This is a genomic window from Mesorhizobium sp. WSM4312 (assembly GCF_002294875.1).
GTDB lineage: Bacteria > Pseudomonadota > Alphaproteobacteria > Rhizobiales > Rhizobiaceae > Mesorhizobium.
In genome coordinates, this window is record NZ_NSFU01000009.1 from 195,538 (window position 1) to 220,916 (window position 25,379).

The window sequence follows — 25,379 nt, forward strand, 5'->3', positions numbered from 1 at the left end:
ATGCGTCTCGCAACGCCTTGCCTTGCGTCAACCAGGTGTTAAGTAGCTTTGCGGGGGAGCCTTGAGGAGAGCTTGCATGACACGTGGTCACGGACTGCGGAAGGCGCTTGCCGAGAAGTTCGACGACGAACTCAAATTCTTCAAGGGCTGGATCGACAAGCCGAAGACGGTCGGTTCGATCGTGCCGACCAGTTCGATCACCGCGCGCAAGATGGCCTCGATCGTCAACCCCAGGTCCGGCCTGCCGGTGCTTGAGGTCGGTCCCGGCACCGGTGTCATTACCCGTGCCATCCTCGCCCAGGGCGTGCGGCCCGAAAATCTCTATGCCGTCGAATACAGCACGGATTTCGTGCGCCATCTGCGCCAGCTCTATCCCGGCGTCAACGTCATCGAGGGCGACGCCTTCAACCTCAACGCCACGCTTGGCGAGAGGAGCGGGATGATTTTCGATTCCGTCGTGTCCGGCGTGCCGCTGCTTAATTTCCCGGTCGCCCAGCGCATCGCCTATATAGAGAGCCTGCTCGACCGCATTCCGGCGGGCCGTCCGATCGTGCAGCTGACCTATGGCCCGATGTCGCCAATCCCGGCCGGTCGCGGCGACTATACGGTCAAGCATTTCGATTTCATCTTCCGCAACATCCCGCCGACGCAGCTGTGGATCTACCGCCGCGAAGCGCATTAAGTGAGAGGGGAGTAAGGGAGTAGGAAATGACGATTCAATTTCCGGACTGTTGCCTGCTGACCTACTGCCTTACCGCCTTACTCCCCTATTCACCGACCCAGCCGTTGATTTGAGCTGCCTCTGGCTGTACCTGTCCGGGAACAAGGGTGGCCAATGGCAGTGATCCCGAAAATCCTCGTCTTCGCCGGCTCGGTGCGCAGCGGCGCCTATAGCGGCAGGACCGCCGATGTGGCGCAGAAGGAACTTGCGGTGCAAGGCGCCGAGGTGACCCGCATTTCGCTCGCCGATTATCCCTTGCCGATCCTCGACGAGGATCTCGAGAAGGAAAAAGGCGTTCCCGAAAACGCCGCCAGACTCGGCCGTCTGATATCAGCCCATGACGGATTGCTGATCGCCACGCCCGAATATAACGGCTCGATCCCGCCGCTGCTCAAGAACACGATCGACTGGGTGAGCCGGGTGCGCCGCGATGGCGGCCGATCGGTGAGGCCGCTTGCCGGCAAGGTCGCCGGGCTGTGCTCGTCCTCCAACGGCCGTTTTGCCGGCATACGCTGCATCAACCATCTGCGCGCCGTGCTGGTACGCTGCCAGATGGAGGTGGTGACACCGGAATGCTCGGTGCCGGACGGCGGCGATGCCTTCGACGAAGGCGGCAATTTCCGTGACGAAAGACTGTACAAATCGATGGAGCATTTATGCCGCACGCTGATCGAAACCTCGCGCATGCTGTCGACCCGGATCGAGGCGTGACCGCCACGACCATGCAGGCCAAATCCATCCGGGCCCAGTCCATCCAGGAAAGACTGATCGTCGGCCTCGACGTGCCGACCGTGCGGGAAGCCGAGCAGGCGGTGCGCGAACTCGACGGCGTCGTCTCCTTCTACAAGATCGGCTATCAGCTGGCCTTCGCCGGCGGGCTCGACTTCGCCAGGGAACTGGCGAGCGGCGGAACCAAGATCTTCCTCGACATGAAGCTGCTCGACATCGACCATACGGTGGCCAAGGGCGTCGAGAACATCGTCAAGATGGGCATGACCATGCTGACCATCCATGCCTATCCCAAGGCGATGCATGCAGCGGTGGAAGCGGCCAGGGGCAGCGACCTTTGCCTGCTCGCCGTCAGCGTGCTGACCTCGATGGACGAGCAGGACATGATCGATGTCGGCTACGAATATGACCCGCACACGCTGGTGCTGAGGCGCTCGGAACAGGCGCTGCATGCCGGCATGGGCGGCATCGTCTGCTCGGCGGCGGAGGCAGAAGCGGTGCGCCGCATCGTCGGCCCCGACATGGCGGTGGTGACGCCCGGCATCCGGCCGGCCGGCAGCGACCATGGTGACCAGAAACGCGTGGTGACGCCGGCGCAAGCAGTCCGCAACGGCGCCAGCCATCTTGTGGTGGGCCGCCCGATCGTCGCGGCAAACGACCGCCGCGCGGCAGCGCAGGCGATCCTCGACGAAATGCGCTCTGCGTAGACAAGGGAGAGAACAATGCCGAAGGGATACTGGATCGCCCGCGTCGATGTACGCGATGCCGAAGGCTACAAGGCCTATATCGCCGCTTCGAAGCTCGCCTTCGACCGTTTTGGCGCGAAATTCCTGGCGCGCGGCGGAGCCCATGAGCTGGCCGAAGGGCCTGGCCGCGCCCGCAACGTGATCATCGAATTCGAATCGCTTGCGATCGCGCATGACTGCTACCACTCGCCGGAATATCAGCGCGCGGTGGCCATTCGGCAGAAGGTCGCCGACGGTGAGATCGTGCTGGTCGAAGGGGCCTGAAGCCTATCGCGGCCCACAGGCTTCAGACGAAGTCCTGGAGGTTCACGTCCCGCAGCTTGGCCCCGCCAAGCAGCGCCCCGACCAGCTGGTGCTTGAGGGCAAGGCACTGCGAGCGGGCAAGTTTCACGATGCCGGGAACGTCGCTCTTTTCGCATGCCTGCAGCAATTGCCTCTGCTGTTCGATGATCAGCGGCATGAAATCGCGCGACTTGAAGCCGAGATGGAGCGCCCGTTCCGACTGGTCGAGGATCTGGCTGAGCAGCTGTACCAGCCGCAAATTCTCGGAAAGCTCGGCAATCGCCAGCCGGAAGGCACGGTCGGCCGCGAGGAACGCAACGGGGCTGCGCAGCGTCTCCGGCTTCAGCACCTTTCTCGCCGCCAGCCTGATCTCGTCCAGCCCGCGCTCGGTAATGCCCGTGGTGGCAACCCGGAACACTTCCGGCTCGACCAGGCCGCGCACGTCGAAGATCTCGTTGACATCGCGCAGGGTCAGCGTGGTGATGACATAGCCGCGACGCGGCTCGCTCCTGACCAGCCCTTCCTGCATGAGTCGGGCAAGTGCGGAGCGGATCGTCGCCTTCTTGATGCCGTAGCGCGCCTCGATCTGTTTTTCGGTCAAGGCTTCACCGGGCGACAGGACGCAGGCGACGATGTCGCTCTTCAGCTGTTCGTAGGCCTGTTCGCTGCGCAGCACATCGGCCGTCGACAGCGCCGGCGTCCCGTCCGGGGACGCGGCCGATTTCGATGGCGTGGTTTTGGTCGGCCCCATGCTTCTCTCGCTTCGCGTCGGCCTTGACGCGCATTGGCCATCTTAGTTATGCTCGCTGAGCATCTCAGTCAGGAGCTGTGGCATGCCGCTATTGGCCGACTCCCCTCTCTACCCCGCGATCAGGGATATCGTCAACGCGGCGGCTGGCGCCAATCCCTTCGAGGACGTCAAGGCCGTGCTGAGCGACTATACCAACCGCTTCCATGCGCGCGGCGGACTGGCTCACGAGGAGGAGGACGACGAGCTTTTGCTGCATGCCAGCCCGCAGCTGACGATCTATCACATCACGCTCTCGCCCGGGGTGCAGTATCCGCCACATAACCATCTGATGGACGCCCTGATCGGCATCTATTGGGGCGGCGAGACCAATTTCATCTACCCGCTCGCCGGCCAAAAGGTCGACGAGCCTGAGCGGCAGGATTTTTCGGCGCCCGCGCTGCTGCACATGTCTTCCAGCACCATTCACTCGGTCGCCAATACCGGCAGTGCCCGGTCCGGAGCCCTGCATGTCTATCTCGGCGATCTGCCCGGCACCGACCGCCAATTGTGGAGCCTGGCCGACAACCGGCCGGAACCGTTCGACAACGCCAGGTACATGGCCGGCGCACGGCCGATATAGGCCTAGCCGCCGCGGCGCTCGCCGATAAATCGGCTTGCCGCCGTCTCGGCCATGGCCTCGGCAAGCTCCAGGCCCCATTGCCGGCGGCAGTAGGTGCGGAAATCGAAGCAGGGAAGGCCGGGGCAGACCTCGAATTCGATCAGGTGAACCGTGTCGTCGGCCTCGACGCGCAGGTCGATGGAAAACACGTCGCGCAGGCCGAGCCCGCCGATCAGCCGCCCGGCGATCGCTCTGATCCTGGCGTCGGCGACCGGCTGGACATCGGCGACGGCGACGAGCTCTGGTTCGGCATAAAATCCTGCCGCCTTCGCCGCCTCGCCGGTTTCGCCGTAGAGCGCCATACTGTCCGCCATGGTCTGGAAATCCGCGCCGGAATCGACAAAGGCGACGCCGAGCGCCTCGACACCGGTTTGCGGCGTCAGTGCGAGAAAGCTGGCGCGCACATTGCGGCCGGCGACATAGGGCTGGACGACGACATCGTCGCGATAGGCGGCGAAGACCCGCCGGCTAAGCTCCAGCGCGTGGCCGAGATCAGCCACACGTGAATCCGGCCAGATGCCGATCTTGGCGCCAAGCCGGTTGGGCTTGACGAACCAGCCGGCGGCGGAGGCCGGCGGCTCGACCAGCCATTTGCCATCACGGGCAAGGCCAGCCTGCGGCGCCGGCAGGCCGAGCGCGCCAAGCACGGCACCGGAGCGGAACTTGTCCTGGCAGAGCGCGAACAGCGAATCATCGGCGCCGATCGTCCGCAACCCCTTGAGCCGGGCCAGTGCGGGAGCCGCGCCGCCACGGAAATAGGCGACGCCGTCGGACAATGTCCAGACCAGCGTGCTCTGCGCATCCGCACCCTCCAGCGCCTCGGCGGCATCGTCGAGCGCCACCGGCGCAAAGGCGAGACCCCGCGCCTCGCAGGCGGCGGCGAGTGCGGCAAATTCGGGGGCGATGTCCGTCGACTGCGCGAGGTAGGATGAGATCTCGGTGGCGCGCTGCGATGGGAAGCCGTCGGCGATCAGACGATCGAAACAAGCCTTCTCCGGCTCGTAGACAAGGATCAGCTTCGGCTTATGCTTTGACATGATGGGGCGGATTCCAGCGGTGCGATGGCTTGGAGCGCGTCGCGTCGAAACGACATTGCATTACCATCACACAGCGCCTGCCATCGGCTTTCGCGAAACCGACCGTACCGGGCGGTTGCGTGACAACGCCCGGCGAAAACAATTACCTGCCGCGGGTGTTCAGGCGATCAGCACGCGCGGTTCGAACCGACCGTTGACGGGGATATCGACGAGGAAGGTCATGCCCGCCTGTGGATCGAGCTTGCGCTGCTTGTCGTCCTTGCCCTTCCAGGCCGAGGTCACCGCCAGCCGGTCGGCCTTGGCGCCGATAAAGGCCGGACAGGACGCCTGCGTCGCCGGCATGGGAATTTCGCGCAACAATGTGCCATCGGGCGAATAGGCCTTCACCGCCTTGCCGCCCCAGACGGCATTCCACAGCACGCCGTCGCGGTCGACGACGGAGCCGTCGACGTAGCCCTTCGAGGAGCGATGGTCGACGAACACTTTCGGTTCGCCAACCGGCAGGCCTGTCACGGGATCGCAGCCGACGCGCATCAACAGGCCGGTCGCGGTGTCGGTGTAGTAGGCGATCGTTCCGTCCTCGGAAAAGCAGATCGAGTTCGACACGGTGATGTCCGAAAACAGGCGGCGCAGTTCGCCCTTAGAGAACCAGTAGATCGAGCCCGCGCCCTTGCTCTCGTCCTTGGCCATCGTGCCGACCCAGAAGGCACCGCAGGGATGGACGCGGGAATCGTTGGAGCGGGTGAGCGGGTTATCGGCCTCGATCGGCGTGTGCAGCGTCATCGTGCCGGTCGCGACATCGCGGACAAAAAGCCCGGTCTCGGTGGCGATCAGCTGGCGCTGCTCGTCGATGATGGCAATGGCGCTGGCCATCTGGCCAAGCTCGTGGATCTTCAGGGCGCCCGTGAGCGGCTTTTCCAGAAGCTGGCTGTTGACGATGTCGAACCAGAACAGCGCATCGGTAGCGGGATCGTAGCTCGGGCCTTCGCCGAGCTGGCAGATGTGATCGGAAAAAATCGAAACCGCGCTCATCATGCTTCTCCGAACACCGCATCCCAGGCCGCAACGGCGGCGTGCGCACGGGCGGCGACGTCGTCGACGCTCATGCCCGGTTTGAACAGGCTGGAGCCCAGGCCGAAGACCGAGACGCCCACCGCCTTGTAGGCGGCAAAGTCCTTCTCCGAAACGCCGCCGACGGCGCCGACCAGGGTCTTCGCCGGCAGCACCGCCCGGATGGCGGAAATGCCTGATGCGCCGAGCGCGCTCGCCGGAAAGAATTTCAGGGCCGAAGCGCCCAGCCGGATCGCCTGAAAAGCTTCCGTCGGCGTGAACACGCCGGGCATGGTCACCATGCCGTAGTGCATGGCGCGCGCCATCACTTCGGCATCGATGTTGGGGCTGACCAGCAGCCGCCCGCCGGCCTGGTGCAGGCCGTCGACGTCGGCCGCCGTCAGCACCGTGCCGGCACCGACCAGGGCGGTTTTCGGCAGCACTTGGACAATCCTGGCGATCGACGAGAATGGCTGGGGCGAGTTGAGCGGCACTTCGATCGCCTCGATGCCGGCATCGAACAGCGCCTGCCCCATGGCCATCGCCTCCGTGGGTTTCAGGCCGCGCAGGATGGCGACCAGCCCGCGCTTGAGTCTTGGAAAGGCTGCGGTCTCGGTCATGCCAAGGCTCCGGTTCTGGCGATCATGCCGTTTTCGCGCGCGGCTTCGATGAGGCCGGCGCGCACCGCTTCATCGGCGTCGACGGTGCGGACGGCAAGCCCCGCAAAGCCGAGTGCGGCCTGGTAGAGCACAGCGAGCGCGCCCGAGGCAATCAGCACGACGGGCGCAGCGCCGGCGCCATAGCGGCGCTTCGCCGAGGCGATCTCGCCGCCGATCAGAAGCCCGGACAGACAGGAAGCCGCATCTTCCGACTTCAGGTCCTGCAGGAGCCCGGCGGCGCGGATGGCAAACAGCTTCGAGGTGACGTCACCGCCCTCGCCGAGCGCGCGTTCGCACCACTGCCGGAAGAACGGATTGCCCGCAGCGACGGGAGCCGGATGCTCGCCCAGCGAATGTTTGAGGATGGAATGCGCTGAAAGCACCGAGAACAACTCGCCGGTCGGCCATGTGCCGAAGCCGGCAACCGCGCCGTCCTCGACCAGCACCCATTTCGAATGGGTGCCGGGCATGCAGGCGAGATGCCGCCCCTTTGCCGGCAAACCGGCGCCGGCAAGCTGTGTTTCCTCACCGCGCATGACATCGGGCGCATCGGCCAGGCGCTGGGCAAGGCCCGGCACGATGCGGATGTCGCGTTTGTGATCAGCCACGCGGGCGGCACCGCCGAGGATGGCGCCGATGGGCGCCGGCACGCTCACATAGGGCGCCTCGATCCAGCCCTGACGGGAGCCGGCCATGCCGCAGATGATGACGGGCAGTGTTTCCGGCGCGCCCAGGGCGGCCAGATGGCCTTCCAGAACGTTCGAAAAACCTTTTTCGCGCGCGGTGATCAGGCCGTCATCGCCGCGGCGCTCGGCAAGCACCTTGCCGCTGCCGTCGATCAGCCATGCGCGAAGCCGGGTCGTGCCCCAATCAAACGCGGCTACCGCCGGCATATCGCCGGCAAATTCCGGGCTCACAGAAAACCTCCGTCGACGATCAGCATCTGCGCGGTCAGCATGCGCGAGGCATCCGAGGCCAGGAACAGCACCGTGCCGACCATGTCGTCCGGGCGCATGACCTCCTTGATGCACTGCTTGGCGACATGGGCTGCAAGCGCCCCTTCGGTCACCCAGCGTTCCTGCTGCCGCTCGGTGATCACCCAGCCGGGCGCGACGGCGTTGACGCGGATACGGTCGGGCCCGAGCTTGCCGGCCAGCCCTTTGGTGAGGCCGAGGATGCCCGCCTTGGCGGCGGTGTAGGCCGGCATGTCGGGATGGTTGATGAGGTAGGATGTCGAGGTGAAGTTGATGATCGAGCCGCCGCCGGCCCGCTTCATGCCCGGCGCCACCGCCTGCGCGGTGAAGAAATGTGGTCTGAGGTTGATCGCCTGGTTGTTGTCCCAGAACTCCACCGTCACGTCCTCGACGGCGTGGCGCTCGTCCCAGGCGGCATTGTTGATCAGCACGGTGACATCGCCATGCGCCTGTGCCGCCTTGGCCGCCGAGGCGCGCAGCGCCTCGATGTCGCGCAGATCGGTCTTGAGATAGAGCGGCGGCCGGCCGAATTCCCTCTCGATGCGGTCGGCAAGCAGCGTGCTCGGACCCTCGGCGATGTCGATGAAGGCGACATTGGCGCCCTGGCGCACGAAACCCTCGGTCAGCGCCGCGCCGATCCCGGAACCGCCGCCGGTGATCAGCACCGAGGCGCCCTTGAGGTCGGCAAAATCCGCCGATGGCATCATCTTTCTTGTCTCCCAGCGCATGACCCCGAAAATCGGATCGATTTTCGGATAGGGATCATGCGCAAACATAAGTTGCAACAGCGTCCTTTGCGCGTCCCAAGGACGCACGGCGCTGTAGGCGTGAACGGCGCGCATCCTAGCCACGCAAGTCGCGCGGGCAAGGGCGAAACGTCGGATTTGCAGGCTCATGTCGGACAAAACGACAATGCGCCGCAGTGGAAGCGCGCCGCGACATCGGCGGAATGCTGATTACGTCGAAATCGCCGGTCAGATCGCCTTGGCGCGCAGGGCGCCGCGGAAGGAATCGCGGAGATAGCCGAGCGTGGCGTCGGCATCGACCGGCTTGCCAAAGAGATAGCCCTGCCCGCCGGCGCAACCGAACTGGACAAGGCGATCGGCCTGCGCTTCCTCTTCGATGCCTTCGGCGACCACATCCATGCCAAGCCCTTCGCACATGGCGAGAATGGCGCGGATGATGTGTTCGGACGGGCGGTCGTCGAGAATGGAGGAGACGAAGGCGCGGTCGATCTTGAGCTTGTCGAAATGGAATTCGCGCAGGCGGCCGAGCGAGGACTGGCCGGTGCCGAAATCGTCGAGCGAGACCCGGATGCCGACGCGACGCAGATCCTCGACGATCTGCGCGGCCGAGGCCGGGTCGTTCATCAGGCCGGTCTCGGTGATCTCGATCTCGAGGCGGCGCGGATCAAAGCCGGTGCGGTCGAGGATCGCCAATATGTGCAGGCCGGTGTTCTGGTCGACGAGCTGCGAGGGCGACAGGTTGAAGGACAGGAACAGGTCGCTCGGCCAGTTCCTGGCCGCCTCGGTCGCCTTGCGCAGCACGAGCTGCGACAGCGGGCCGATGATGCCGCGCTCTTCGGCGATGGGGATGAAGACGGTCGGCGGCACGGCGCCGAGGTCCCGATCGGTCCAGCGCGCCAGCGTCTCGAAGCCGATGGTGCGGCGCGTGGTGAGGTCGACGATCGGTTGGAAATGCGGCTCCACCTCGCCGGCCGAGACGGCGCGGCGCAGCGCCTGTTCGATGCGGGTGACGCGCTTGGCCGCCTCTTCCATCTCGCGGGTGTAGACGACGACCCGGCCACGGCCGGAGCGCTTGGCGTGGTAGAGAGCCGTTTCGGCCTTGTTGATGAGGATCTCGGTGGTCTCGTCGCCGGAATAGAACAGCGAGCAGCCGACCGAGGCCGACAGCCTGGCGGTGCGTTCGCCGACATCGTATGGCGCCGACAGGATCTCGATCAGCATGCGGGATTTTTCCGCCGCCGCTTCCTCGGAGAACACCAGCGGATAGAGGAAGGCGAATTCGTCGGCGCCGATGCGGCAGACCGTCGAATGGCCGTCCATCGAGGCGCGCAGCCGCATGGCGACCTGGATCAGGATGTCGTCGCCGGCCTTGTGGCCGAACAGATCGTTGATCGGCTTGAAGCCGTCGAGGTCGAGAATGCCGACGGTGAAAGGCGCGGGATCATCGGCGCGGTCGCTGATCAGGCGATCGACCTTGTCGAAGAAGCGGCGATGGTTGCCAAGCCCGGTCAACGGATCGGTGAAGGCCAGATCCGTGCTCTCCCTGTTTGCCTGACCGGTGCCAAACGGAGTTTGCATCGGTGTCCCTGTTTTTGACGTCGGAATTTATATCGGAGACTGGCAGCAAACCCTTTAGGAAACGTATCTCGAAAATCGATTTTTTTCGGCCGGGACACGGTCCGGAAAACGCAATCCGGTTTTCCCCGGCAATGTTGCCGCGGCAAAGAGCCGGACGCCCAGGGAAAGCCGGCTAAGCTGAGCGTCAAACCCTTGTTTTCGCGGTGATTTTCAGCCGCCAAGCGTGACGCGATAGAGCTCAAGCTGGGGCCCGCCTGTCTCCGCCACCGGCTCCAGCCAGTCCGGCACGTCGCCGCGCGCCAGCCTGGCCAGAAAGCCGTCCGGCGCCCTGCCGACGAGCAGGCGGGTTTCCGGGTTGCCACTGCAGAGCGCGACAAGCCCGACATGGTGGCTTTCGACCACCGACCTGGCATCGGCGTCCGATCCGAGGAAGGTATCGAGTGCAAGCAGGTTTCCCGCGACGTTGCGATGATACGGCCCGGCGAAAACGCGATGTCCGGAATAGGCCAGGATGGGCGATCCGAGATTGGAAATAGCGAGCACGGTGGTGTCCGGCAGCTGGCTGAGCGCCGCAAACGAGGTCTTGCCTTGGCAGTTCCCATTGACACTGGCGCCGTTGCCGGCCGCACTGGTTTCGAAGGCGCTTGACGCAGCCACGGCCGCGCACGCCCAGAGTGCATTGACCGAGACCAGCCAAGCCGCGGCCACCCTGAGCGCGGAGCCGCGCGACGGGCTGGCTCCGGCCCGCTGCCGCCATTTGGCGATCCAGGCGCAAAGCGGGATCACCGCCAGGGCAATGGAAAAGGTCGAGCCGCGCACTTGCCAGGCACTGACCAGGAACGCCACCACCAGCAGCGCGCCAACGAGGCTGTCCTGCCGCCGCGAGCCGCCACGGCCGAGGCCAAGCGCCATCAGCATGATCGCCACCAGTGGCGTGGCAAAACGCTCTACCACCGCGACCCGATTGTAGATGACAAGCTGGTACAGCGACTGCGCCTCTTCGATGTTATCGAGCCATAATTCCCTGAGGCGCGGATCGAGGTTCGCATAGGGAGCCGCCAGGCATTGCGGGAAAAGCGACACCACGACAGCGGCAAGCACCACGCCAAGCAGGCCGAGTGCCACGAGACGCCGGCCGAGCGTGGCTTTGGCCATATCGAGCGATGCCACGGCGGCGAGGCCGCATCCGGCGAGCGCGGCCACCACGAACTGCACTGTCGAAAAGGCATCGCATTGTGGCTGGCCCCACGCCGATGGGGCGATGGTGGTGACGAAGACCAGCCCTGAAACGCCGGCAAAGCCAAGGCCGAAATCCCTGGCGATCCGCCCCTCGCCGCCAGGGTCGGCGACAAACAGCAGGGCAATGCACGCGCCGATGGTGGCGACGTAGGGCGCCGTTTCCATGCCGACGGCCAGCATCAGCGCCGCGCACAGGCCCGCGAGCAGCGCGGCCCAGCGCTGCATGGGTGCGTCGAGCAGCAGGCTCAGGCAGGCCATGGTCAGCGTCAGCTGGACATTGTGATGATCGAGCGAGCCGGGCGAAAAGATGCCGATGAAGTGCAGCGCCGCGGCGCCGATGACGACGGCCGGCAGCACGGCGGCGGCACCGGCGAAACTGCGCGCCGCGCGGGCGGTAAAGAGCAAAGCGAGGTAGAAGAGCAGTGCCGGCCAGAGCACCTCGGCGATGGTCTCGGCCCTGGCCATGCTGCCGGTCAGCGGCGAGGCTGCGAGAACGATGGCGGCAAGCGGTGCGTCGACCAGCCGCGACCAGTGCATGACGAAGCCGCCTTCGAGACCCATCCGGTACTGATGCAGGTCGAACCAGCCCTGGCCGGCCAGCATGTCGCGAACCTCTACCAGGCGCAGCAGATTGTCATTGTCGCCGCCGGCGTCGGTCAAGTCACGGAATCCGCTGAGGGCGCTGACGGCAACCATCACCAGCGTGGCGACGAGCACGAGCGCGAGGTCGTTGCGCCGTGACGGAAGTGGCGTGGCCTCGGCGGAGACCATGGTATCGGCAGGAGTCAAGGGACGGCCTCTGGGCGCTCTTTTCGTGACGGAAGTTATCGCGAACTCACTGCGCAAATCTTAAACCAGCCTTGCGCTTCGTCGCATCGCGCCGGCGGGCCGCCGTCGAATGCCTTCACGCGGCTCTTTGATCGTCGCGAAAAACCCAGACCGATGAGAGCACATAGCTCGCGGCGCTTGCGGCGATCGTGATGATGGCTGACATGATCAGCGGCGAGGCGGAAAATATCGACACCGCGACATGGGCGGACAGGCCTGCAAACCCTGCGCAGACCAGCTGGGTGGCGAGATACCGTGGCAGCGCATGGGCGTGGTCGTGCCGTCCCTCGAACGTCCAGCCACGCTGTGCCGAATACGCCACGACAAAGGCCAGCATGTAGGCGATGACGCTTCCGACGAATGGCGGCATCCCGGCCGACACCAACGCCCATGACAGTACGAAGAGCAGCAGCGCCGCGCCAATGCCGACGATGACAAATCGGACAAGCCGTATGGCGGCGAATTTTCGTAGAAGCCGGCTCATTTTTCAGCAGTCGCGGCGGCTTCGCCTGATCCGCCGGGCTGGCCGGCTTTCAGCCGCTTGACCGGAATCTCCAGGACACCGAGCAGGAATGCCGAAAAGAAGGCCTGGAACGAAATGACGATCAGGCTCAGGCCCAGCACGACGATGCGCGGGATTTCGGAATCGTTCAGCGGGCCGAAGCCAAGATGCGCCCAGCGCAGCACCGCATAGCCGAAGAACAGGACACCGCCGGCAAAGCAGATGCCGGCATTGGCGGCAAGACGGTCGGTGCTGATGGTCCTTCTCAGCCAGTCGGACCCGCGGCTGCGCGGCAGGATGCCGGTGATCTCGGCATAGTATCGCGATATGGCGCCGAAGGTGATGAGCTGGATGCCGGTGATGATCATGAAGCAGGCGGCGACGAAGGTGTTGAGGTCGAGCGAAAGATTGTCGATCACCCGCAGCGGTCCAAACACCAGAAGGGCCGCGAACAGCGTGCCCAGGCCGCACAGCGCCGCGCCCGGGATGAAGAACATCCAGCGCGGATTGTAGACGAGCAGGAATTTGAGATGCCGCCAGCCGTCACGCCAGGTCCTGAGATGCGGCGGCCGGCTGCGGCCGTCGGGCTTGAGCGTGGTCGGCACTTCCTCGATGCGCAGCCCGGCAAGCGCGCTGCGCACCACCATTTCGCTGGCGAATTCCATGCCGGTCGTCTGCAGGTCGAGCTTGCGGATGCTCTCGGCGTTGAAGCCGCGCAGGCCGCAGTGGAAGTCCCCGGTCCTGATGCGGAAAAACAGGCGGCCGACGAAGCTCAGCACCGGATTGCCGAGATAACGATGCAGCGGCGGCATGGCGCCGGTTTCGATGCCGCCCTGGAAGCGATTGCCCATGACCAGGTCGGCGCCGTCGCGCAGGCGCGTCATGAAGGCATCCAGCGCGCCGAAATCGTAGCTGTCGTCGGCATCGCCCATGATGATGAAGCGTCCCCTGGCGGCGGCGATGCCGCCCAGAAGGGCCGCGCCATAGCCCTTCTGCGCCACCGGTACGACACGGGCGCCGCCCTGGGCCGCGATCTCCTGCGAGCCATCGGTGCTGCCATTGTCCGATATCAGCACCTCACCCAGGATGCCGGCCTTGTCGAGGAAGGCCCTGGCCTTGCCGACGCAAACGGCCAGCGTCTCGGCCTCGTTGAGGCACGGCATCAGGATGGTGAGTTCAAGCTGTTCGGTCGCGGCGGCGCGGATGGCGGTGAGCGCGTTCATGGTCGTTGTTCCATCGAGGACCCCCATCCGGCGCCTGCCGTTGGGGTATTCGAGGCTTATTCTTGTACGGCAAGGCTTAAGAAAACGATGACGCGGCCGCTCGCCTTGTCTTCAACCGGAAGGCGTCTCCAACCAGAAGGTGAGGCCGGGCGTGCGATTACCTGATGCCAATCTTCAAAATGTCGCGATTGGCAGACGGAATTGCCTTGCCATTTGCGGACCTTAAATCAGCTCTCATTGTTGTTGATTTTGGAAATTAGGGCACCTATCAAGATTAAGGCCCCGGATATAATTTCGACGAATCGTAACCAGTAAATAAATTTGTACTGCTCAATCGTTATGTATACAGAAATTCCTTTCACGTGATATGGTACTATTTTCCCCACCTCTGGATCAGGCATCCTGATAAAATATACATACTCGTTGTCAATGAGAGTGTTATAGAATATCGCCGCTGCAAATATGGCAGCCGCCGATGTAAATAGATACCTCATCAGCTGCTTAGGCATTTTGTTCCTTTAATAGGCCACACCAAGGTTGCTTGCACCAAGCGAAGCGCCGCCATCCCGTACCATAACAGGCTCTGGCCCGATTGGCAGATGGCTCCGTGACCCCTATATCGCTCTCGTCGACTGCGCTGGGGACCCGCCATGAAGCTGAAAATCGCCGTCCAGATGGACCATATCTCCACCGTGTCGATCGCCGGCGACACTTCGTTCGCGCTGTCGCTGGAAGCGCAGAGGCGCGGCCATCAATTGTTCCACTACACGCCCGACCGGCTGTCGCTGCGCGACGGCAAGGTGTTTGCGCGCATCGAGGAATTGCAGGTGCGCGACGAGAAGGGCAGCCATTACTCGCTGGGCGAGAAGGTGCGCACCGACCTGTCGGAGATGGACGTGGTCCTGCTTCGCCAGGATCCGCCCTTCGACATGAACTACATCACCACCACGCATATCCTCGAGCGCATCCACCCGAAGACGCTGGTGGTCAACGACCCGGCCTGGGTGCGCAACAGCCCGGAAAAGATCTTCGTCACCGAGTTTGCCGACCTGATGCCGGACACGCTGATCACCAAGGACAGCCAAGAAGTCGCCGCCTTCCGCAAGGAGTTCGGCGACATCATCGTCAAGCCGCTCTACGGCAATGGCGGCGCCGGCATCTTCCATCTGCACGAGGCCGACCGCAACCTCGCCTCGCTGCTCGAAATGTTCGGCCAGATGTTCCGCGAGCCCTACATCGTGCAGCGCTACCTGAAGGACGTGCGCAAGGGCGACAAGCGCATCATCCTGATCGACGGCGAGCCGGTCGGCGCCATCAACCGCGTTCCGGCCGAGCACGATTCCCGCTCCAACATGCATGTCGGCGGCCGCGCCGAAAAGACCGAACTGACCGAGCGCGAGCGCGAGATCTGCGCCCGCATCGGGCCGTCGCTCAGGGAACGCGGCTTCATCCTGGTCGGCATCGACGTCATCGGCGACTACATGACCGAGATCAACGTGACCTCGCCGACCGGCGTGCGCGAAGTGCAGCGCTTTGGCGGCGCCGACATCGCCAGCCTGTTCTGGGACGCGGTCGAGGGGAAGCGGCGCAAGTAGGCCGTTTTCGGTCGTATTAACCATGTTCCGCCTTTTCAACCGGGCTCAATCCGGCTGCAACCAGAGCGATTGCTTTGTTCTTGTAATGTTCTTGATTTGACCGGCAATCTGTGATTGTCTTCTGCCAGGGCCACGTTCCAGGCCTATCGCATGGGTTGCGGCCCATATCCGGGGTGGGAAAATGGTGGCGCGGGTTCGCACGGTCGCTTTCCAGGGCATCGAGGCCGTGCCGGTCGACGTGCAGGTGATGATCGCGCCCGGCAAGGTCGGCATGCAGATCGTCGGGCTGCCCGACAAGGCGGTGGCCGAAAGCCGCGAGCGGGTGCAGGCCGCGCTCCATGCGTCGGGCCTGTCGATGCCGTCGAAGAAGGTGACGGTCAATCTGGCGCCGGCCGACCTGCCCAAGGAAGGCAGCCACTACGATTTGCCGATCGCGCTTGGCCTGATGGCCGCGCTTGGCGCCATTCCGGGCGACATGCTGGCCGGTTATGTCGTGCTTGGCGAATTGTCGCTCGACGGCACCATTGCCGCCGTCGCCGGTGCCTTGCCGGCGGCGATCGGCGCCAATGCCGAGGGCAAGGGCCTGATCTGTCCGTTCGCCTGCGGGCCGGAAGCGGCGTGGGCCGGCAAGGATTTCGACATTCTGGCGCCGCGCAGCCTGATCGCCATCGCCAATCATTTCCGCGGCACGCAGGTGCTGTCGCGCCCTGAGGCCGGCATCCACGCCGCGGCGCGCGACCTGCCCGACCTCGCCGACATCAAGGGCCAGGAGACGGCCAAGCGGGCGCTGGAAGTGGCGGCGGCCGGCTGCCATAATCTTCTGATGGTCGGGCCGCCCGGATCGGGAAAGTCGATGCTGGCGCAGCGGCTGCCGTCGATCCTGCCGCCCCTGATGCCGAAGGAATTGCTCGAAGTCTCGATGATCGCCTCGGTGGCGGGCGAGCTCGGCGAAGGCAAGCTGACCGACCGGCGGCCGTTCCGCGCCCCGCACCATTCGGCCTCGATGGCGGCGATGGTCGGCGGCGGGTTGCGCGCCCGGCCTGGCGAAGTGTCGCTCGCCCATCACGGCGTGCTGTTCCTCGACGAGTTCCCCGAATTCGCGCCGCAGACGCTCGATGCGCTGCGCCAGCCGCTGGAGACCGGCGACTGCATGATCGCGCGCGCCAACCACCGCGTCACCTATCCGGCGCGCATCCAGCTGGTGGCGGCGATGAACCCGTGCCGCTGCGGCATGGCCGGCGAGCCGGGCTATCGCTGCCTGCGCGGCGAGCGCTGCCGCACCGATTATCAGGCACGCATTTCCGGTCCGCTGCTCGACCGCATCGACCTGCGGATCGAAGTGCCTGCGGTCTCGGCCAGCGACCTGATAAGGCCGGACCGGGCGGAGAAGAGTGCTGATGTGGCGTTGCGCGTGGCACGCGCCCGCACCCTCCAGCGCGAGCGTTTCGAACGGCTCGGCGTGGCCAGCGCCACCACCAACGCCCATTGCGCGCCCTCCGTCATCGAGGAGATCGCCATGCCCGACGCGTCAGGCCTGTCGCTGCTCAAGGACGCCAGCGAAAAGCTCGCCTTTTCGGCGCGGGCCTACCACCGCGTGCTGAAAGTGGCGCGCACGCTGGCCGATCTCGACGCCAGCGAAACCGTTGGCCGCATCCATCTGGCCGAGGCGATCTCCTATCGCATGAGTTCGGAGCGCGTGGCGCAGGCGGCGTAGGCGAAGGCATCTGCAGCTACGCCAGGTCCGTTTCTCCGGGCCGATCCATCTTTGCCCGGATCAGTCGGTCGCGGGGATCAACTTCTGAAGCGTCGGCGTCAGGATCATGCCGAAGGTCAAGACATCGCCATAGGCTCGCGCGGAAAGCATTGCGCCATGCACGGTCGCCATGAAGGCCTCGGCCTCAACGCGTGGCGAAGCGGAAATTGCCAGCGTGCCTTTGTCGGCACCGCGCTCGATGACGCCAGTCAGCCATCCCGAGAGAAACTGAAAATACGCCCGGACTTCAACGGCAAGCTCCGGTGGAAGGGCCGGCAGCTCGCTGGCAAGCAGTGCGCAGACGCAGAACGGCATGCTCGCATCCTCGATGCACCGGGCCCAGATGCCGGCATAGGTGCGAAGCAACTCCGGCGGCTCGGGGACATCGCGCTCGAGCCCTGCCATGCCCGTGACGGCATCCTCGAGGTAACGCTTGAGAAGGGTCTGCACGAGGTCGACCTTGCTGGGGAAATGGTGATGGATGCTGGCTTTGCGGATGCCAACCACCTCGGCGATATCGGCGTAGCTGAAGCCATTGTAGCCGCCGGCGACGATGAAGCTTCGCGCGGCGGCCAGGATCTCATCGGCGGTGTTCGAAGGCTTGCTCATGACTTGCTCCGGCGGAGGGCTCCTCTGCACTTAGAGCGGTTCGCCGTTTCATGGAAACCGGCGAACCGCTCTAACTCTTGTTTTGACGCAATTCCCAAGGGAAAGCGCTCACACTTTTCCTGGTATTATCCTAACCTGCGACCCGCGGTGACTTGCGAAGGATGTCGCCGACCGACAGCCATAGAGCGGACACGAGGAAGTAGAAGGCGCCGAACGCGGCATAGGGCGCGACATTGGCGATGCCAATGATCTCCGTGCCGCCGGCCATCTTGACGAAGAAGAGACCCGCCAGCGCCGATTGGGCGCCGCTCAGGATCATCGGCCATTGCGCACCGTTGGTTTTCCAGCGCCGCGCCGCGGTCAGGAGCTGAAACACGCCGGAGACAACGGCCCAGACGCCGTAGACCGAAAGCACCGCGTTCATGCTGTGACCGAGCGCGATGGCGACCGCAATCGTGGCGAGGATGCTGACGGCGAAGTTCAGCAACTGCGACTTGTTGCGGCCGAGCCCGCCGGTACGCTGGGCGTCGATGTAATTCGCGAGCGCGTCCCATGCAGGGTAGGCAACCAGCATGGCGGCGGCGAGCGGCGGGCTGCCTTTCGCGACGGTGAAAGCCACCGCAACCCAGGCCGCCGATACGGCAAACCGCAGATAATAATAGCTTTTGAGCCAGCCGTTCGATGTCGCGGCGCGGCTCTGATCATTCATTTGTCCAGACATGGTGGGGATCTCTCGTTTCACTTCCTACCAACTAGTAGGTAGCCCAGTGACCGTCAAGGCGCCTGGAAACGATTGCCGGTCACCTCGACATCGCATTTGTGTGATCGGCGCTCGATCTCGTGGCGCCAGTTCGCTGTCCAACCAATTGTAGCGCCGCCCCTCATCCGCCTGCCGGCACCTTCTCCCCGTATAGTGACGGGGAGAAGGGAGCTGCTGCGCCCTCGGCGCTCTTCTTGCGACATTGGTGATTGGCGAATCGGCGATAGAAGCGTCTTTCTCCCCGTCACTACGGTGTCACTACGGGGAGAAATGCCCGGCAGGGCAATTGAGGGGCAACGCGGACCGACGATACTTGGTCGACCCGTTGCGTCAGGCCGTTTCAACGCAAATCCGCTTGATCCTGCTTCGCCTTCAGCTCCAGCCGCCGCGCGTGCAGCACCGGCTCGGTATAGCCGTTGGGCTGGCTGGTGCCCTTGAACACCAGGTCGCAGGCGGCCTGGAAGGCGATGGACGTGTCGAAATCCGGCGCCATCGGCCGGTAGAGCGGATCGCCGACATTCTGGCGGTCGACGATGGCCGCCATGCGCTGCAGGGAATCGCGCACCTGGATCTCCGAGCACACTTTGTGGCGCAGCCAGTTGGCGATGTGCTGCGAGGAGATGCGCAGCGTGGCGCGGTCTTCCATCAGCCCGACATCGTTGATGTCGGGCACCTTCGAGCAGCCGACGCCCTGGTCGATCCAGCGCACGACATAGCCCAGAATACCTTGCGCATTGTTGTCGAGTTCGCGCTGGATTTCGTCCGGCGTCCAGTTCGGCCGCACGGCCACCGGCACGGACAAGATGTCGTCGAGCCTGGCCTTCGGCCGGTTCTTCAGCGCCGCCTGCACGGCGTGCACGTCGACCTTGTGATAGTGCGTGGCATGCAGCGTCGCGGCCGTCGGCGACGGCACCCAGGCGGTATTGGCGCCGGCCTTGGGATGCGCGATCTTCTGTTCCAGCATCGCCGCCATCAAATCCGGCATCGCCCACATGCCCTTGCCGATCTGGGCATGGCCGGCCAGCCCGCATTCGAGCCCGGTGTCGACATTCCACGCCTCGTAGGCGGAGATCCAGGCGGCCTGCTTCATGTCGCCCTTGCGGATCATCGGGCCGGCTTCCATCGAGGTGTGGATCTCGTCGCCGGTGCGGTCGAGGAAGCCGGTGTTGATGAACACCACGCGTTCCCGCGCGGCGCGGATCGCCTCCTTGAGGTTGACGGTGGTGCGCCGCTCCTCGTCCATGATACCCATCTTGATGGTGTTTTTCGCCATACCGAGCAGCGCCTCGACCCGGTCGAAGATCTCGACGGCGAAGGCGACTTCCTCCGGCCCGTGCATCTTGGGCTTCACGACATACATCGAGCCGGCGCGGGAATTGGCGCGGCGGCCTTTCGGCCCGACATCGTGCAGCGCGATCAGCGCCGTCAGCGCGGCGTCCATGATGCCTTCGGGCACTTCGTTGCCGTCGCGGTCCAGGATTGCCGGATTGGTCATCAGGTGGCCGACATTCCTGACCAGCATCAGCGAGCGGCCGGGCACGGTGAGCTGGCCCCCAGCCGGCGCGGTGTAGGCGCGGTCGGGGTTGAGCTTGCGGACAAACGTCTTGCCGCCCTTGCTGATCTCCTCGGCGAGGTCGCCTTTCATCAGGCCGAGCCAGTTGCGGTAGACGACGACCTTGTCCTGCGCATCCACCGCCGCGACCGAATCCTCGCAGTCCTGGATGGTGGTCAGCGCCGATTCCAGGATGACGTCGGCAATGCCCGCCGGATCGGTGCGGCCGATCTGGTTGGCGCGGTCGATGACGATCTCGACATGCAGCCCGTTCTTCACCAGCAACACGGCATCGGGGTTGGCGGCGTCGCCGCGATAGCCGGCGAATTGCTTGGGATTGGCGAGTGCCGTGACACCGGCACCCTCGCCCAGCCGCAGCATGCCGTTGACAAACGACAGCCCGTTGACGCCGGCCCATTTGCCCGAGGTGAGCGGCGCCGACTGGTCGAGAAAATCCTTGGCCCAGGCGATGACCTTGGCGCCGCGCGCCGGATTGAAGCCCTTGCCCTTTTCGGCGCCGCCGGTCTCGGGAATGGCATCGGTGCCATAGAGCGCATCGTAGAGCGAGCCCCAGCGCGCATTGGCGGCATTGAGCGCATAACGCGCATTCATCACCGGAACGACCAGCTGCGGACCGGCGACGACGGCGATTTCGGGATCGACATTCTCCGTCGAGACGCTGAAGGCCGGCCCCTCGGGAACGAGATAACCGATCTCTTTCAGGAAGCCCCTGTAAGCCTCCATGTCGACGGGCGCGCCATTGTCGCGATACCAGCCGTCGAGCTTTTCCTGCATGGCGTCGCGCTTTTTGAGCAGCGCCCGGTTCTTGGGCGCCAGGTCGTGGACGACGGCCGAAAAACCATTCCAGAACGCATCGGCGGCGATGCCGGTGCCGGGCAGGGCCTCGCCAGCCACAAAATCATGCAGCTCGCGGGCAATCCGCAATCCGGCGATCTCGATGCGATCGGTCATCAGTTTGTCTCCAGACGAAAGGCTCGGGCGCGCCTTTGGCATGTCAGGTCTACAGGGTCAATTCGGCTTAAGGTGAAGGGGACGTTTAGGCAAGGTTGGCGAAGCAGCCGATCTCCCTCCTTGTGGGGGAGATGCCCGGCAGGGCAGAGGGGGGCGTGAAGGATCGCAACCTTTACCCTGTGATCGATTTGAGACCGGGCCAAAAGGCTTGATTGAAAACCACTGATAGGTCGGCGGGACAGCGCCCCCCCTCTGGCCTGCCGGCCATCTCCCCCACAAAGGGGGAGATCGCTCTCATCCTCACACGGCGATCCTTGGCCTGCCCGAGGCCACCGCCACCACATGCGCTTCGATGAACATGCGCTGGGCTTCCACCGTGGAAACCTTGAATTCGGTCGCGACGTCGATCTCGGCATTGTCGGTGCCGGCGTCCCGGGCGCGCCCGGCGACGATGGCCCGCACATCGGCCTCGGCGGCCGCGATCGCCGCCGCCTCGTCGAGGAAATCACGCACCGTCTCACCCGAGGCAAGCCGGAACAGCCCTTCCCTTGGCTGGCTGACCCGCGCCTCGGCCGAGACCCTGACCTGGCCGACGACGGCGCCAAGCGCGTTGGCGACATCGGTGTCCTCGGGCACCACGCAGTCATTGCCGACCAGGGGCGCCAGGCCGGCATAGTGCAGCGGCGCCGAGGCGCCGAGGCCGATGACAGGGCGGTCGAGCGCGACGCTCAGCCGGGCGATGCCGGGATGGGCATCGACGGCACGCTGCACCAGCGCGTGTGCCACTGTCGCCGCGCCATCGAGCCCGTCCTCGGCGAAGGCGGTTTCGAGTATGTATTCGGCCGACCAGCGCGTCAGCGTCACCAGTACGCGCTCTGAGATCACCTCCGGCGACGCGGCAATGGGCTGGCCGCGGCCATCGCGCTTGCGGGCGAACAGCTCGGCGCCGAGGCGCGCGGTGGCGGCATCCCAATTGGCCTGTTTACCCATCACATGCGCCGCGTCCGAGGGGGTGAAGCCTGAGATATGCACCAAGCCGCGCGAGACCAGCCGGTTCAAGGTGGCGTTCTGGGCATTCGACGTCAGCAGCCTGTCGAGGGCCAGCGGGGTCGCGCCGATCGCCTCGTAAAGCCGCGCTTCCGGAGCGGTCAGCCCGGCGGCAAGCCTGTCCGGCACGCCGGTGCGCACCGCGAAGCGGCCGTCCATGCGGCCGGGATTGGGCGAACGCAGCTGGCGTTCGAGCTCCGGTTTGACGGCCTCGCCATGCGCCATGCCAGCCAGCGCCAGCGGCACCAGGCGGCGCGGCCCAAGCAGGATCTTTGGATTGAGCGCGCCGTCCTCCAGCGCCACTTCGGAATCGCCGCCAAGGCCGAACGTGCGCATGGCGACCGCGTCGACCATGGTGCGGAAGCCGCCGACGGTGGCGCCTTCGGGATCCAGGCGCGGCCGGCCCTTGTCGAGCACGGCGACATCGGTGGTGGTGCCGCCAATGTCGGAGACCACGGCGTTGTCGAGCCCGGTCATGTGGCGGGCGCCCACCAGACTGGCAGCCGGACCGGACAAAATGGTCTCGATCGGCCGCTGGCGGGCGAACGCCGCCGAGACCAGCGCGCCGTCGCCGCGCACCACCATCAGCGGGGCGGCGATGTCGCGGGCTTGCAAAAACCCTTCGGTCGCGGCCACCAGCCGGTCGATCATCGAAATCAGCCTGGCGTTGAGCAGCGTGGTCAGCGCCCGGCGCGGGCCGCCGAGCTTGGCCGACAGTTCATGGCTCGCGGTGACCGGCAGGCCGGTTCTGTCGCGGATCAGCTCGCGGGCGGCGATCTCGTGCGCCGGGTTGCGGGTGGCGAAATAGGCGCAGACGGCAAAGCCGGACACCGAGGCGCCGAGTTCCGGCAAGGCCTCTTCCAGTTCTGACAGATCAAGGTTGGCGGCATTGCCGTGGACATCGTGGCCGCCCGGGCAAAACACCACCGGATCGGTGCCGAGCGCCGTCTTCAGCCCGTCGCGGGCGAGGTCGGCTTCGGAAAAGCCGATCATGACGAGCGCGACGCGGCCACCCTGGCCCTCGACCAGCGCATTGGTGGCAAGCGTCGTCGACATCGAGACCAGTTTGATCGCGGCCGGATCGGTGCCGGCCTTTTCGAGCACCGCGTCGACCGCGCCGGAAATACCAACGGCGAGATCATGCCTGGTGGTCAGCGCCTTGGCCTTGGCCAGCACCTTGCCCTTGTTCGGCTCCTGCTGCGGGCCTTCGGTCTCGGACCACAGCACGGCATCGGTATAGGTGCCGCCGGTGTCGATGCCGAGGAACAGGGGTTTTGGCTTGGTCTTGGCGGTCATTGGCAGTCCGGGCGGTGGGGAATTTTGCTTCCCCGCCCTTAGCCTATCGCGGCCGGCCGATAAAGCCACGAGCGCTGGGCCAACACGCGATGACCGCAATAGGAGCCTCGATCTCCCCCTGGGAGGAGATCGGCGGCCTTGACCACAGCGCCAGGGACCCTCTGGCGAGGATGCCGCTATTTGGCCGTGACAATGCCCTTCATCGAGCTGTGGATCGCACAATGGAATGGATGTGCGCCGGCAGCCGATACCTTGACCTTGGCGCTCTTGCCGGTGGCGAGGTGGCCCGTGTCGAAGGAGCCGTCGAGCGCCGTGGCGGTGTGCGTCATCGGGTCGGCATTGGTGAAAGTGATGGTATCGCCAACGGCGGCCGAGATTTTCGCCGGGTTAAATTTCATGCCCTTGATCTGGACCGCATGATTGGCGGCATAGGCGGGCATGGCAAAGGCAAGCAGAGCAAGAACGAGCATGGTGCGCATGATGGATTTCCTCCTGAACGCGAACCCTCATCCTGCACTAACGCTGGCGAACGGCCTTTTATCCCACGAAGCCGATCTTCTTATGCGTATTGTCACAAAACGGCTTGTTGGCCGAATGGCCGCAGCGGCAGAGGAAGGTGCGTTGCGTGCGGTCGATCGTGTGGCCGGTGCCGGTGACGATCTCGACATTGCCTTCGAGCTTGAGCGGGCCGTTGGTGGTCGGCGTCACTTTCAGCGGGCCATTGCGCGCTTCTAGCGCCGGCGCGTCCTTCAGCGCCGGTTCGCCGGTGGCGGTGAAGCCGGCCTTGCTGTGGCTGCTGTCGCAGAACGGCTTGTTTTCCGACGCGCCGCAGCGGCACAGCGTGGCGCGATAGAAGGTTTCACCGTCGAGCACGATCTCGGCATGCACGGCGAGCGGGCCGTTTTCGCGCAGCCGCACGGTGTTGACCACCGGCGGCTGTTCCTGCGGCCCGCCATCCTTCCTGACATAGGTGATGGCGCCGGACGGACAGCTTTCGGCTATGGCGACGATCTTCTCGACACCGGCCGCGTCGGGATGAATCCATTGTCCCGGCGCGTTGGGCTCGAAGACATGCGGGTCGCCGAGCACGCAATTGCGCGAGTGGATGCAGCGCTTGCCGGAAAAGCCGACGTCGATCTTCCCGCCCTCGACCGTGCCTGCCATTGCCGTGCTCCTCTTGCCTGGGCCGCGTCGCGGCTGAACAGACGCGGCGCGCTTTGGGTATCGGCACAGGCTATGGCTCCCATGGGGAAAACCGTCAAGCTGGCAAACCGGTCAGGGGACGAGATTGATCTCCTCGGTCTCGCCGCCGCTGCAGGTGTAGCAGCAATCCTCGCATTTTTCCTTGTTGCCGGGGCCGACGCCCCAATAGGTGCCCTCATCGCCATCGACCCAGGCGCCGTAGCAGATCGATTCGCCCTCGTTGCAGGAGATCGGCAGCGACTTGGTCTCGCCGTCATCGAGATAGAAGTCCTTGCCGTTGCCCGGCCAGACATAGTCGCGGTCCTGGCTGTAGAGCTCGAGGCGCATGGCGTTGGGATGGCTGTTCTTGACGGCGAAGGTGACGTCGCCGGCATGGGCGGCTGGTGCAAACAGGATGGCGAGAGAAAACGCGGCGGCAAGCCGGCGCGCTGGTATGAAAGACATGGAAACCCCCGATGAAGAATCGGCCCCCACGGCCGATGGGGTCATCATGCCATGACGGGGGCCGGTGCTAAAGGGGGATGACGACAATCCCTGAAATAATCGCAGGAGTTAAACGACGAACCGGCGCCATTGCGCCCTTCGCCTATCGTTGCCAGAAAGGCAGCTTGGCGATCTCTTCATCGACCTGCCGTCTGGTCAGGCCGATATCGTCGATCAGATGCGGGTTGACTTCCGAGATCCGCTTGAGATCCCAGCGAAAGCGTGTCTGTTGACGCCAGGCCGCGATGGTGTTGCGCAGGGTGGCAAGGCTGTAGCGCCGGCGCGATGCCTGCCCCATTCCCCGCCGCACTGCCCGATGGGGAGCCGATGCAAGAATATTGGTCATGACAACCTCCATATGGTTTGGCGCCCACAGGCTTGAGAAT

At 64.8% G+C, this 25,379-nt stretch carries 25 protein-coding genes; 7 read left to right on the top strand and 18 right to left on the bottom strand.

The window, feature by feature from the left end; all coding sequences use genetic code 11:
• Window positions 1–76: 76 nt before the first annotated feature.
• The 4 genes from pmtA to CK228_RS16940 all read left to right on the top strand — a co-directional run bounded on the left by pmtA (window position 77) and on the right by CK228_RS16940 (window position 2,460).
• Complete coding sequence (gene pmtA / locus CK228_RS16925; protein WP_095788587.1) at window positions 77–682, top strand: phospholipid N-methyltransferase PmtA; 606 nt, start codon at window positions 77–79, stop codon at window positions 680–682.
• A 153-nt stretch (window positions 683–835) separates the two neighbouring features.
• Window positions 836–1,432 (top strand): NADPH-dependent FMN reductase, encoded by a 597-nt coding sequence (locus tag CK228_RS16930; RefSeq protein ID WP_095788588.1) that lies wholly within the window; start codon window positions 836–838, stop codon window positions 1,430–1,432.
• Between the two features lie 11 nt (window positions 1,433–1,443).
• Window positions 1,444–2,157, top strand: a complete 714-nt coding sequence (gene pyrF / locus CK228_RS16935) for an orotidine-5'-phosphate decarboxylase (protein WP_179295957.1) — start codon at window positions 1,444–1,446, stop codon at window positions 2,155–2,157.
• Window positions 2,158–2,172: 15 nt separating this feature from the next.
• Complete coding sequence (locus tag CK228_RS16940; RefSeq protein ID WP_095773354.1) at window positions 2,173–2,460, top strand: DUF1330 domain-containing protein; 288 nt, start codon at window positions 2,173–2,175, stop codon at window positions 2,458–2,460.
• A 22-nt stretch (window positions 2,461–2,482) separates the two neighbouring features.
• On the opposite strand, the gene CK228_RS16945 is transcribed toward CK228_RS16940, so the two are convergent.
• On the bottom strand, window positions 2,483–3,229 hold the full coding sequence (locus tag CK228_RS16945) for a GntR family transcriptional regulator (RefSeq protein WP_095788589.1): 747 nt from the start codon (window positions 3,227–3,229) through the stop codon (window positions 2,483–2,485).
• Between the two features lie 82 nt (window positions 3,230–3,311).
• On the opposite strand from CK228_RS16945, the gene CK228_RS16950 reads away from it, so the two are divergent.
• Window positions 3,312–3,848: an autotransporter gene (locus CK228_RS16950; protein ID WP_095788590.1), complete on the top strand. Its 537-nt coding sequence runs from the start codon at window positions 3,312–3,314 to the stop codon at window positions 3,846–3,848.
• Window positions 3,849–3,850: 2 nt separating this feature from the next.
• Here the strand turns inward: CK228_RS16950 and CK228_RS16955 are convergent, their stop codons facing one another.
• From CK228_RS16955 to CK228_RS16995, 9 genes are all read right to left on the bottom strand, one after another.
• On the bottom strand, window positions 3,851–4,924 hold the full coding sequence (locus CK228_RS16955; protein ID WP_095788591.1) for a D-alanine:D-lactate ligase-like protein: 1,074 nt from the start codon (window positions 4,922–4,924) through the stop codon (window positions 3,851–3,853).
• Window positions 4,925–5,083: 159 nt separating this feature from the next.
• Entirely contained in the window at window positions 5,084–5,959 is an 876-nt protein-coding gene (locus CK228_RS16960) for an SMP-30/gluconolactonase/LRE family protein (protein ID WP_095788592.1), read from the bottom strand.
• Entirely contained in the window at window positions 5,956–6,594 is a 639-nt protein-coding gene (locus tag CK228_RS16965) for a 2-dehydro-3-deoxy-6-phosphogalactonate aldolase (RefSeq protein WP_095788593.1), read from the bottom strand. The genes CK228_RS16960 and CK228_RS16965 overlap by 4 nt, the downstream gene beginning before the upstream one ends.
• Complete coding sequence (locus tag CK228_RS16970; protein WP_179295946.1) at window positions 6,591–7,550, bottom strand: 2-dehydro-3-deoxygalactonokinase; 960 nt, start codon at window positions 7,548–7,550, stop codon at window positions 6,591–6,593. The genes CK228_RS16965 and CK228_RS16970 overlap by 4 nt, the downstream gene beginning before the upstream one ends.
• On the bottom strand, window positions 7,547–8,314 hold the full coding sequence (locus tag CK228_RS16975; RefSeq protein WP_095788683.1) for an SDR family oxidoreductase: 768 nt from the start codon (window positions 8,312–8,314) through the stop codon (window positions 7,547–7,549). The genes CK228_RS16970 and CK228_RS16975 overlap by 4 nt, the downstream gene beginning before the upstream one ends.
• Before the next feature lie 267 nt (window positions 8,315–8,581).
• The gene (locus CK228_RS16980) at window positions 8,582–9,931 is read right to left on the bottom strand and encodes an EAL domain-containing protein (RefSeq protein ID WP_095773360.1); all 1,350 of its coding nucleotides are present in this window, start codon (window positions 9,929–9,931) and stop codon (window positions 8,582–8,584) included.
• Between the two features lie 210 nt (window positions 9,932–10,141).
• Window positions 10,142–11,959 (bottom strand): polysaccharide biosynthesis protein GtrA, encoded by a 1,818-nt coding sequence (locus tag CK228_RS16985; protein WP_095788594.1) that lies wholly within the window; start codon window positions 11,957–11,959, stop codon window positions 10,142–10,144.
• A 115-nt stretch (window positions 11,960–12,074) separates the two neighbouring features.
• Window positions 12,075–12,482, bottom strand: a complete 408-nt coding sequence (locus CK228_RS16990) for a GtrA family protein (RefSeq protein WP_095788595.1) — start codon at window positions 12,480–12,482, stop codon at window positions 12,075–12,077.
• A complete protein-coding gene (locus CK228_RS16995; RefSeq protein WP_095788596.1) occupies window positions 12,479–13,723 on the bottom strand; it encodes a glycosyltransferase family 2 protein in 1,245 nt (414 codons plus the stop codon). Before CK228_RS16995 ends, CK228_RS16990 begins: the two co-directional genes overlap by 4 nt.
• Window positions 13,724–14,373: 650 nt before the next feature.
• Between CK228_RS16995 and gshB the strand changes: the two genes are divergently transcribed.
• Window positions 14,374–15,318 (top strand): glutathione synthase, encoded by a 945-nt coding sequence (gene gshB / locus CK228_RS17005; RefSeq protein WP_095773365.1) that lies wholly within the window; start codon window positions 14,374–14,376, stop codon window positions 15,316–15,318.
• Window positions 15,319–15,499: 181 nt separating this feature from the next.
• Window positions 15,500–17,032 carry a YifB family Mg chelatase-like AAA ATPase gene (locus CK228_RS17010; RefSeq protein WP_095788598.1) on the top strand — a complete coding sequence of 511 codons (1,533 nt, stop codon included), beginning with the start codon at window positions 15,500–15,502 and terminating at the stop codon, window positions 17,030–17,032.
• Window positions 17,033–17,092: 60 nt separating this feature from the next.
• Here the strand turns inward: CK228_RS17010 and CK228_RS17015 are convergent, their stop codons facing one another.
• The 8 genes from CK228_RS17015 to CK228_RS17055 all read right to left on the bottom strand — a co-directional run bounded on the left by CK228_RS17015 (window position 17,093) and on the right by CK228_RS17055 (window position 25,339).
• Window positions 17,093–17,680, bottom strand: coding sequence for a TetR/AcrR family transcriptional regulator (locus tag CK228_RS17015; protein ID WP_095788599.1), 588 nt, complete (start codon window positions 17,678–17,680; stop codon window positions 17,093–17,095).
• Between the two features lie 130 nt (window positions 17,681–17,810).
• The gene (locus CK228_RS17020; protein WP_095773368.1) at window positions 17,811–18,401 is read right to left on the bottom strand and encodes a DUF308 domain-containing protein; all 591 of its coding nucleotides are present in this window, start codon (window positions 18,399–18,401) and stop codon (window positions 17,811–17,813) included.
• A 379-nt stretch (window positions 18,402–18,780) separates the two neighbouring features.
• Window positions 18,781–20,964 (bottom strand): malate synthase G, encoded by a 2,184-nt coding sequence (locus tag CK228_RS17025; RefSeq protein WP_095788600.1) that lies wholly within the window; start codon window positions 20,962–20,964, stop codon window positions 18,781–18,783.
• 300 nt (window positions 20,965–21,264) lie between these two features.
• The gene (locus CK228_RS17035) at window positions 21,265–23,307 is read right to left on the bottom strand and encodes a hydantoinase/oxoprolinase family protein (protein WP_095788601.1); all 2,043 of its coding nucleotides are present in this window, start codon (window positions 23,305–23,307) and stop codon (window positions 21,265–21,267) included.
• A 176-nt stretch (window positions 23,308–23,483) separates the two neighbouring features.
• Window positions 23,484–23,786 (bottom strand): cupredoxin family copper-binding protein, encoded by a 303-nt coding sequence (locus CK228_RS17040; protein ID WP_095773371.1) that lies wholly within the window; start codon window positions 23,784–23,786, stop codon window positions 23,484–23,486.
• A gap of 58 nt (window positions 23,787–23,844) precedes the next feature.
• Entirely contained in the window at window positions 23,845–24,471 is a 627-nt protein-coding gene (locus tag CK228_RS17045) for a CDGSH iron-sulfur domain-containing protein (protein ID WP_095788602.1), read from the bottom strand.
• Window positions 24,472–24,582: 111 nt separating this feature from the next.
• Window positions 24,583–24,954, bottom strand: a complete 372-nt coding sequence (locus CK228_RS17050; protein ID WP_095773373.1) for a hypothetical protein — start codon at window positions 24,952–24,954, stop codon at window positions 24,583–24,585.
• A gap of 142 nt (window positions 24,955–25,096) precedes the next feature.
• Window positions 25,097–25,339 (bottom strand): DUF1127 domain-containing protein, encoded by a 243-nt coding sequence (locus tag CK228_RS17055; protein WP_245318143.1) that lies wholly within the window; start codon window positions 25,337–25,339, stop codon window positions 25,097–25,099.
• Between the last annotated feature and the right edge of the window lie 40 nt (window positions 25,340–25,379).

Excerpts from the sequence above, each read along its gene's own strand:
- CK228_RS17035 (WP_095788601.1), bottom strand. The coding sequence starts at position 23,307 with ATGACCGCCAAGACCAAGCCAAAACCCCTGTTCCTCGGCATCGACACC.
- CK228_RS16995 (WP_095788596.1), bottom strand. The coding sequence starts at position 13,723 with ATGAACGCGCTCACCGCCATCCGCGCCGCCGCGACCGAACAGCTTGAA.
- gshB (WP_095773365.1), top strand. The coding sequence starts at position 14,374 with ATGAAGCTGAAAATCGCCGTCCAGATGGACCATATCTCCACCGTGTCG.
- CK228_RS16980 (WP_095773360.1), bottom strand. The coding sequence starts at position 9,931 with ATGCAAACTCCGTTTGGCACCGGTCAGGCAAACAGGGAGAGCACGGAT.
- CK228_RS16940 (WP_095773354.1), top strand. The coding sequence starts at position 2,173 with ATGCCGAAGGGATACTGGATCGCCCGCGTCGATGTACGCGATGCCGAA.
- CK228_RS17040 (WP_095773371.1), bottom strand. The coding sequence starts at position 23,786 with ATGCGCACCATGCTCGTTCTTGCTCTGCTTGCCTTTGCCATGCCCGCC.
- CK228_RS16955 (WP_095788591.1), bottom strand. The coding sequence starts at position 4,924 with ATGTCAAAGCATAAGCCGAAGCTGATCCTTGTCTACGAGCCGGAGAAG.
- CK228_RS16945 (WP_095788589.1), bottom strand. The coding sequence starts at position 3,229 with ATGGGGCCGACCAAAACCACGCCATCGAAATCGGCCGCGTCCCCGGAC.
- CK228_RS17015 (WP_095788599.1), bottom strand. The coding sequence starts at position 17,680 with ATGAGCAAGCCTTCGAACACCGCCGATGAGATCCTGGCCGCCGCGCGA.
- CK228_RS17025 (WP_095788600.1), bottom strand. The coding sequence starts at position 20,964 with ATGACCGATCGCATCGAGATCGCCGGATTGCGGATTGCCCGCGAGCTG.
- CK228_RS17010 (WP_095788598.1), top strand. The coding sequence starts at position 15,500 with ATGGTGGCGCGGGTTCGCACGGTCGCTTTCCAGGGCATCGAGGCCGTG.
- pyrF (WP_179295957.1), top strand. The coding sequence starts at position 1,444 with ATGCAGGCCAAATCCATCCGGGCCCAGTCCATCCAGGAAAGACTGATC.
- CK228_RS16930 (WP_095788588.1), top strand. The coding sequence starts at position 836 with ATGGCAGTGATCCCGAAAATCCTCGTCTTCGCCGGCTCGGTGCGCAGC.
- pmtA (WP_095788587.1), top strand. The coding sequence starts at position 77 with ATGACACGTGGTCACGGACTGCGGAAGGCGCTTGCCGAGAAGTTCGAC.
- CK228_RS16990 (WP_095788595.1), bottom strand. The coding sequence starts at position 12,482 with ATGAGCCGGCTTCTACGAAAATTCGCCGCCATACGGCTTGTCCGATTT.
- CK228_RS16950 (WP_095788590.1), top strand. The coding sequence starts at position 3,312 with ATGCCGCTATTGGCCGACTCCCCTCTCTACCCCGCGATCAGGGATATC.
- CK228_RS17050 (WP_095773373.1), bottom strand. The coding sequence starts at position 24,954 with ATGTCTTTCATACCAGCGCGCCGGCTTGCCGCCGCGTTTTCTCTCGCC.
- CK228_RS17055 (WP_245318143.1), bottom strand. The coding sequence starts at position 25,339 with ATGACCAATATTCTTGCATCGGCTCCCCATCGGGCAGTGCGGCGGGGA.
- CK228_RS16960 (WP_095788592.1), bottom strand. The coding sequence starts at position 5,959 with ATGATGAGCGCGGTTTCGATTTTTTCCGATCACATCTGCCAGCTCGGC.
- CK228_RS17020 (WP_095773368.1), bottom strand. The coding sequence starts at position 18,401 with ATGTCTGGACAAATGAATGATCAGAGCCGCGCCGCGACATCGAACGGC.
- CK228_RS16965 (WP_095788593.1), bottom strand. The coding sequence starts at position 6,594 with ATGACCGAGACCGCAGCCTTTCCAAGACTCAAGCGCGGGCTGGTCGCC.
- CK228_RS16975 (WP_095788683.1), bottom strand. The coding sequence starts at position 8,314 with ATGATGCCATCGGCGGATTTTGCCGACCTCAAGGGCGCCTCGGTGCTG.
- CK228_RS17045 (WP_095788602.1), bottom strand. The coding sequence starts at position 24,471 with ATGGCAGGCACGGTCGAGGGCGGGAAGATCGACGTCGGCTTTTCCGGC.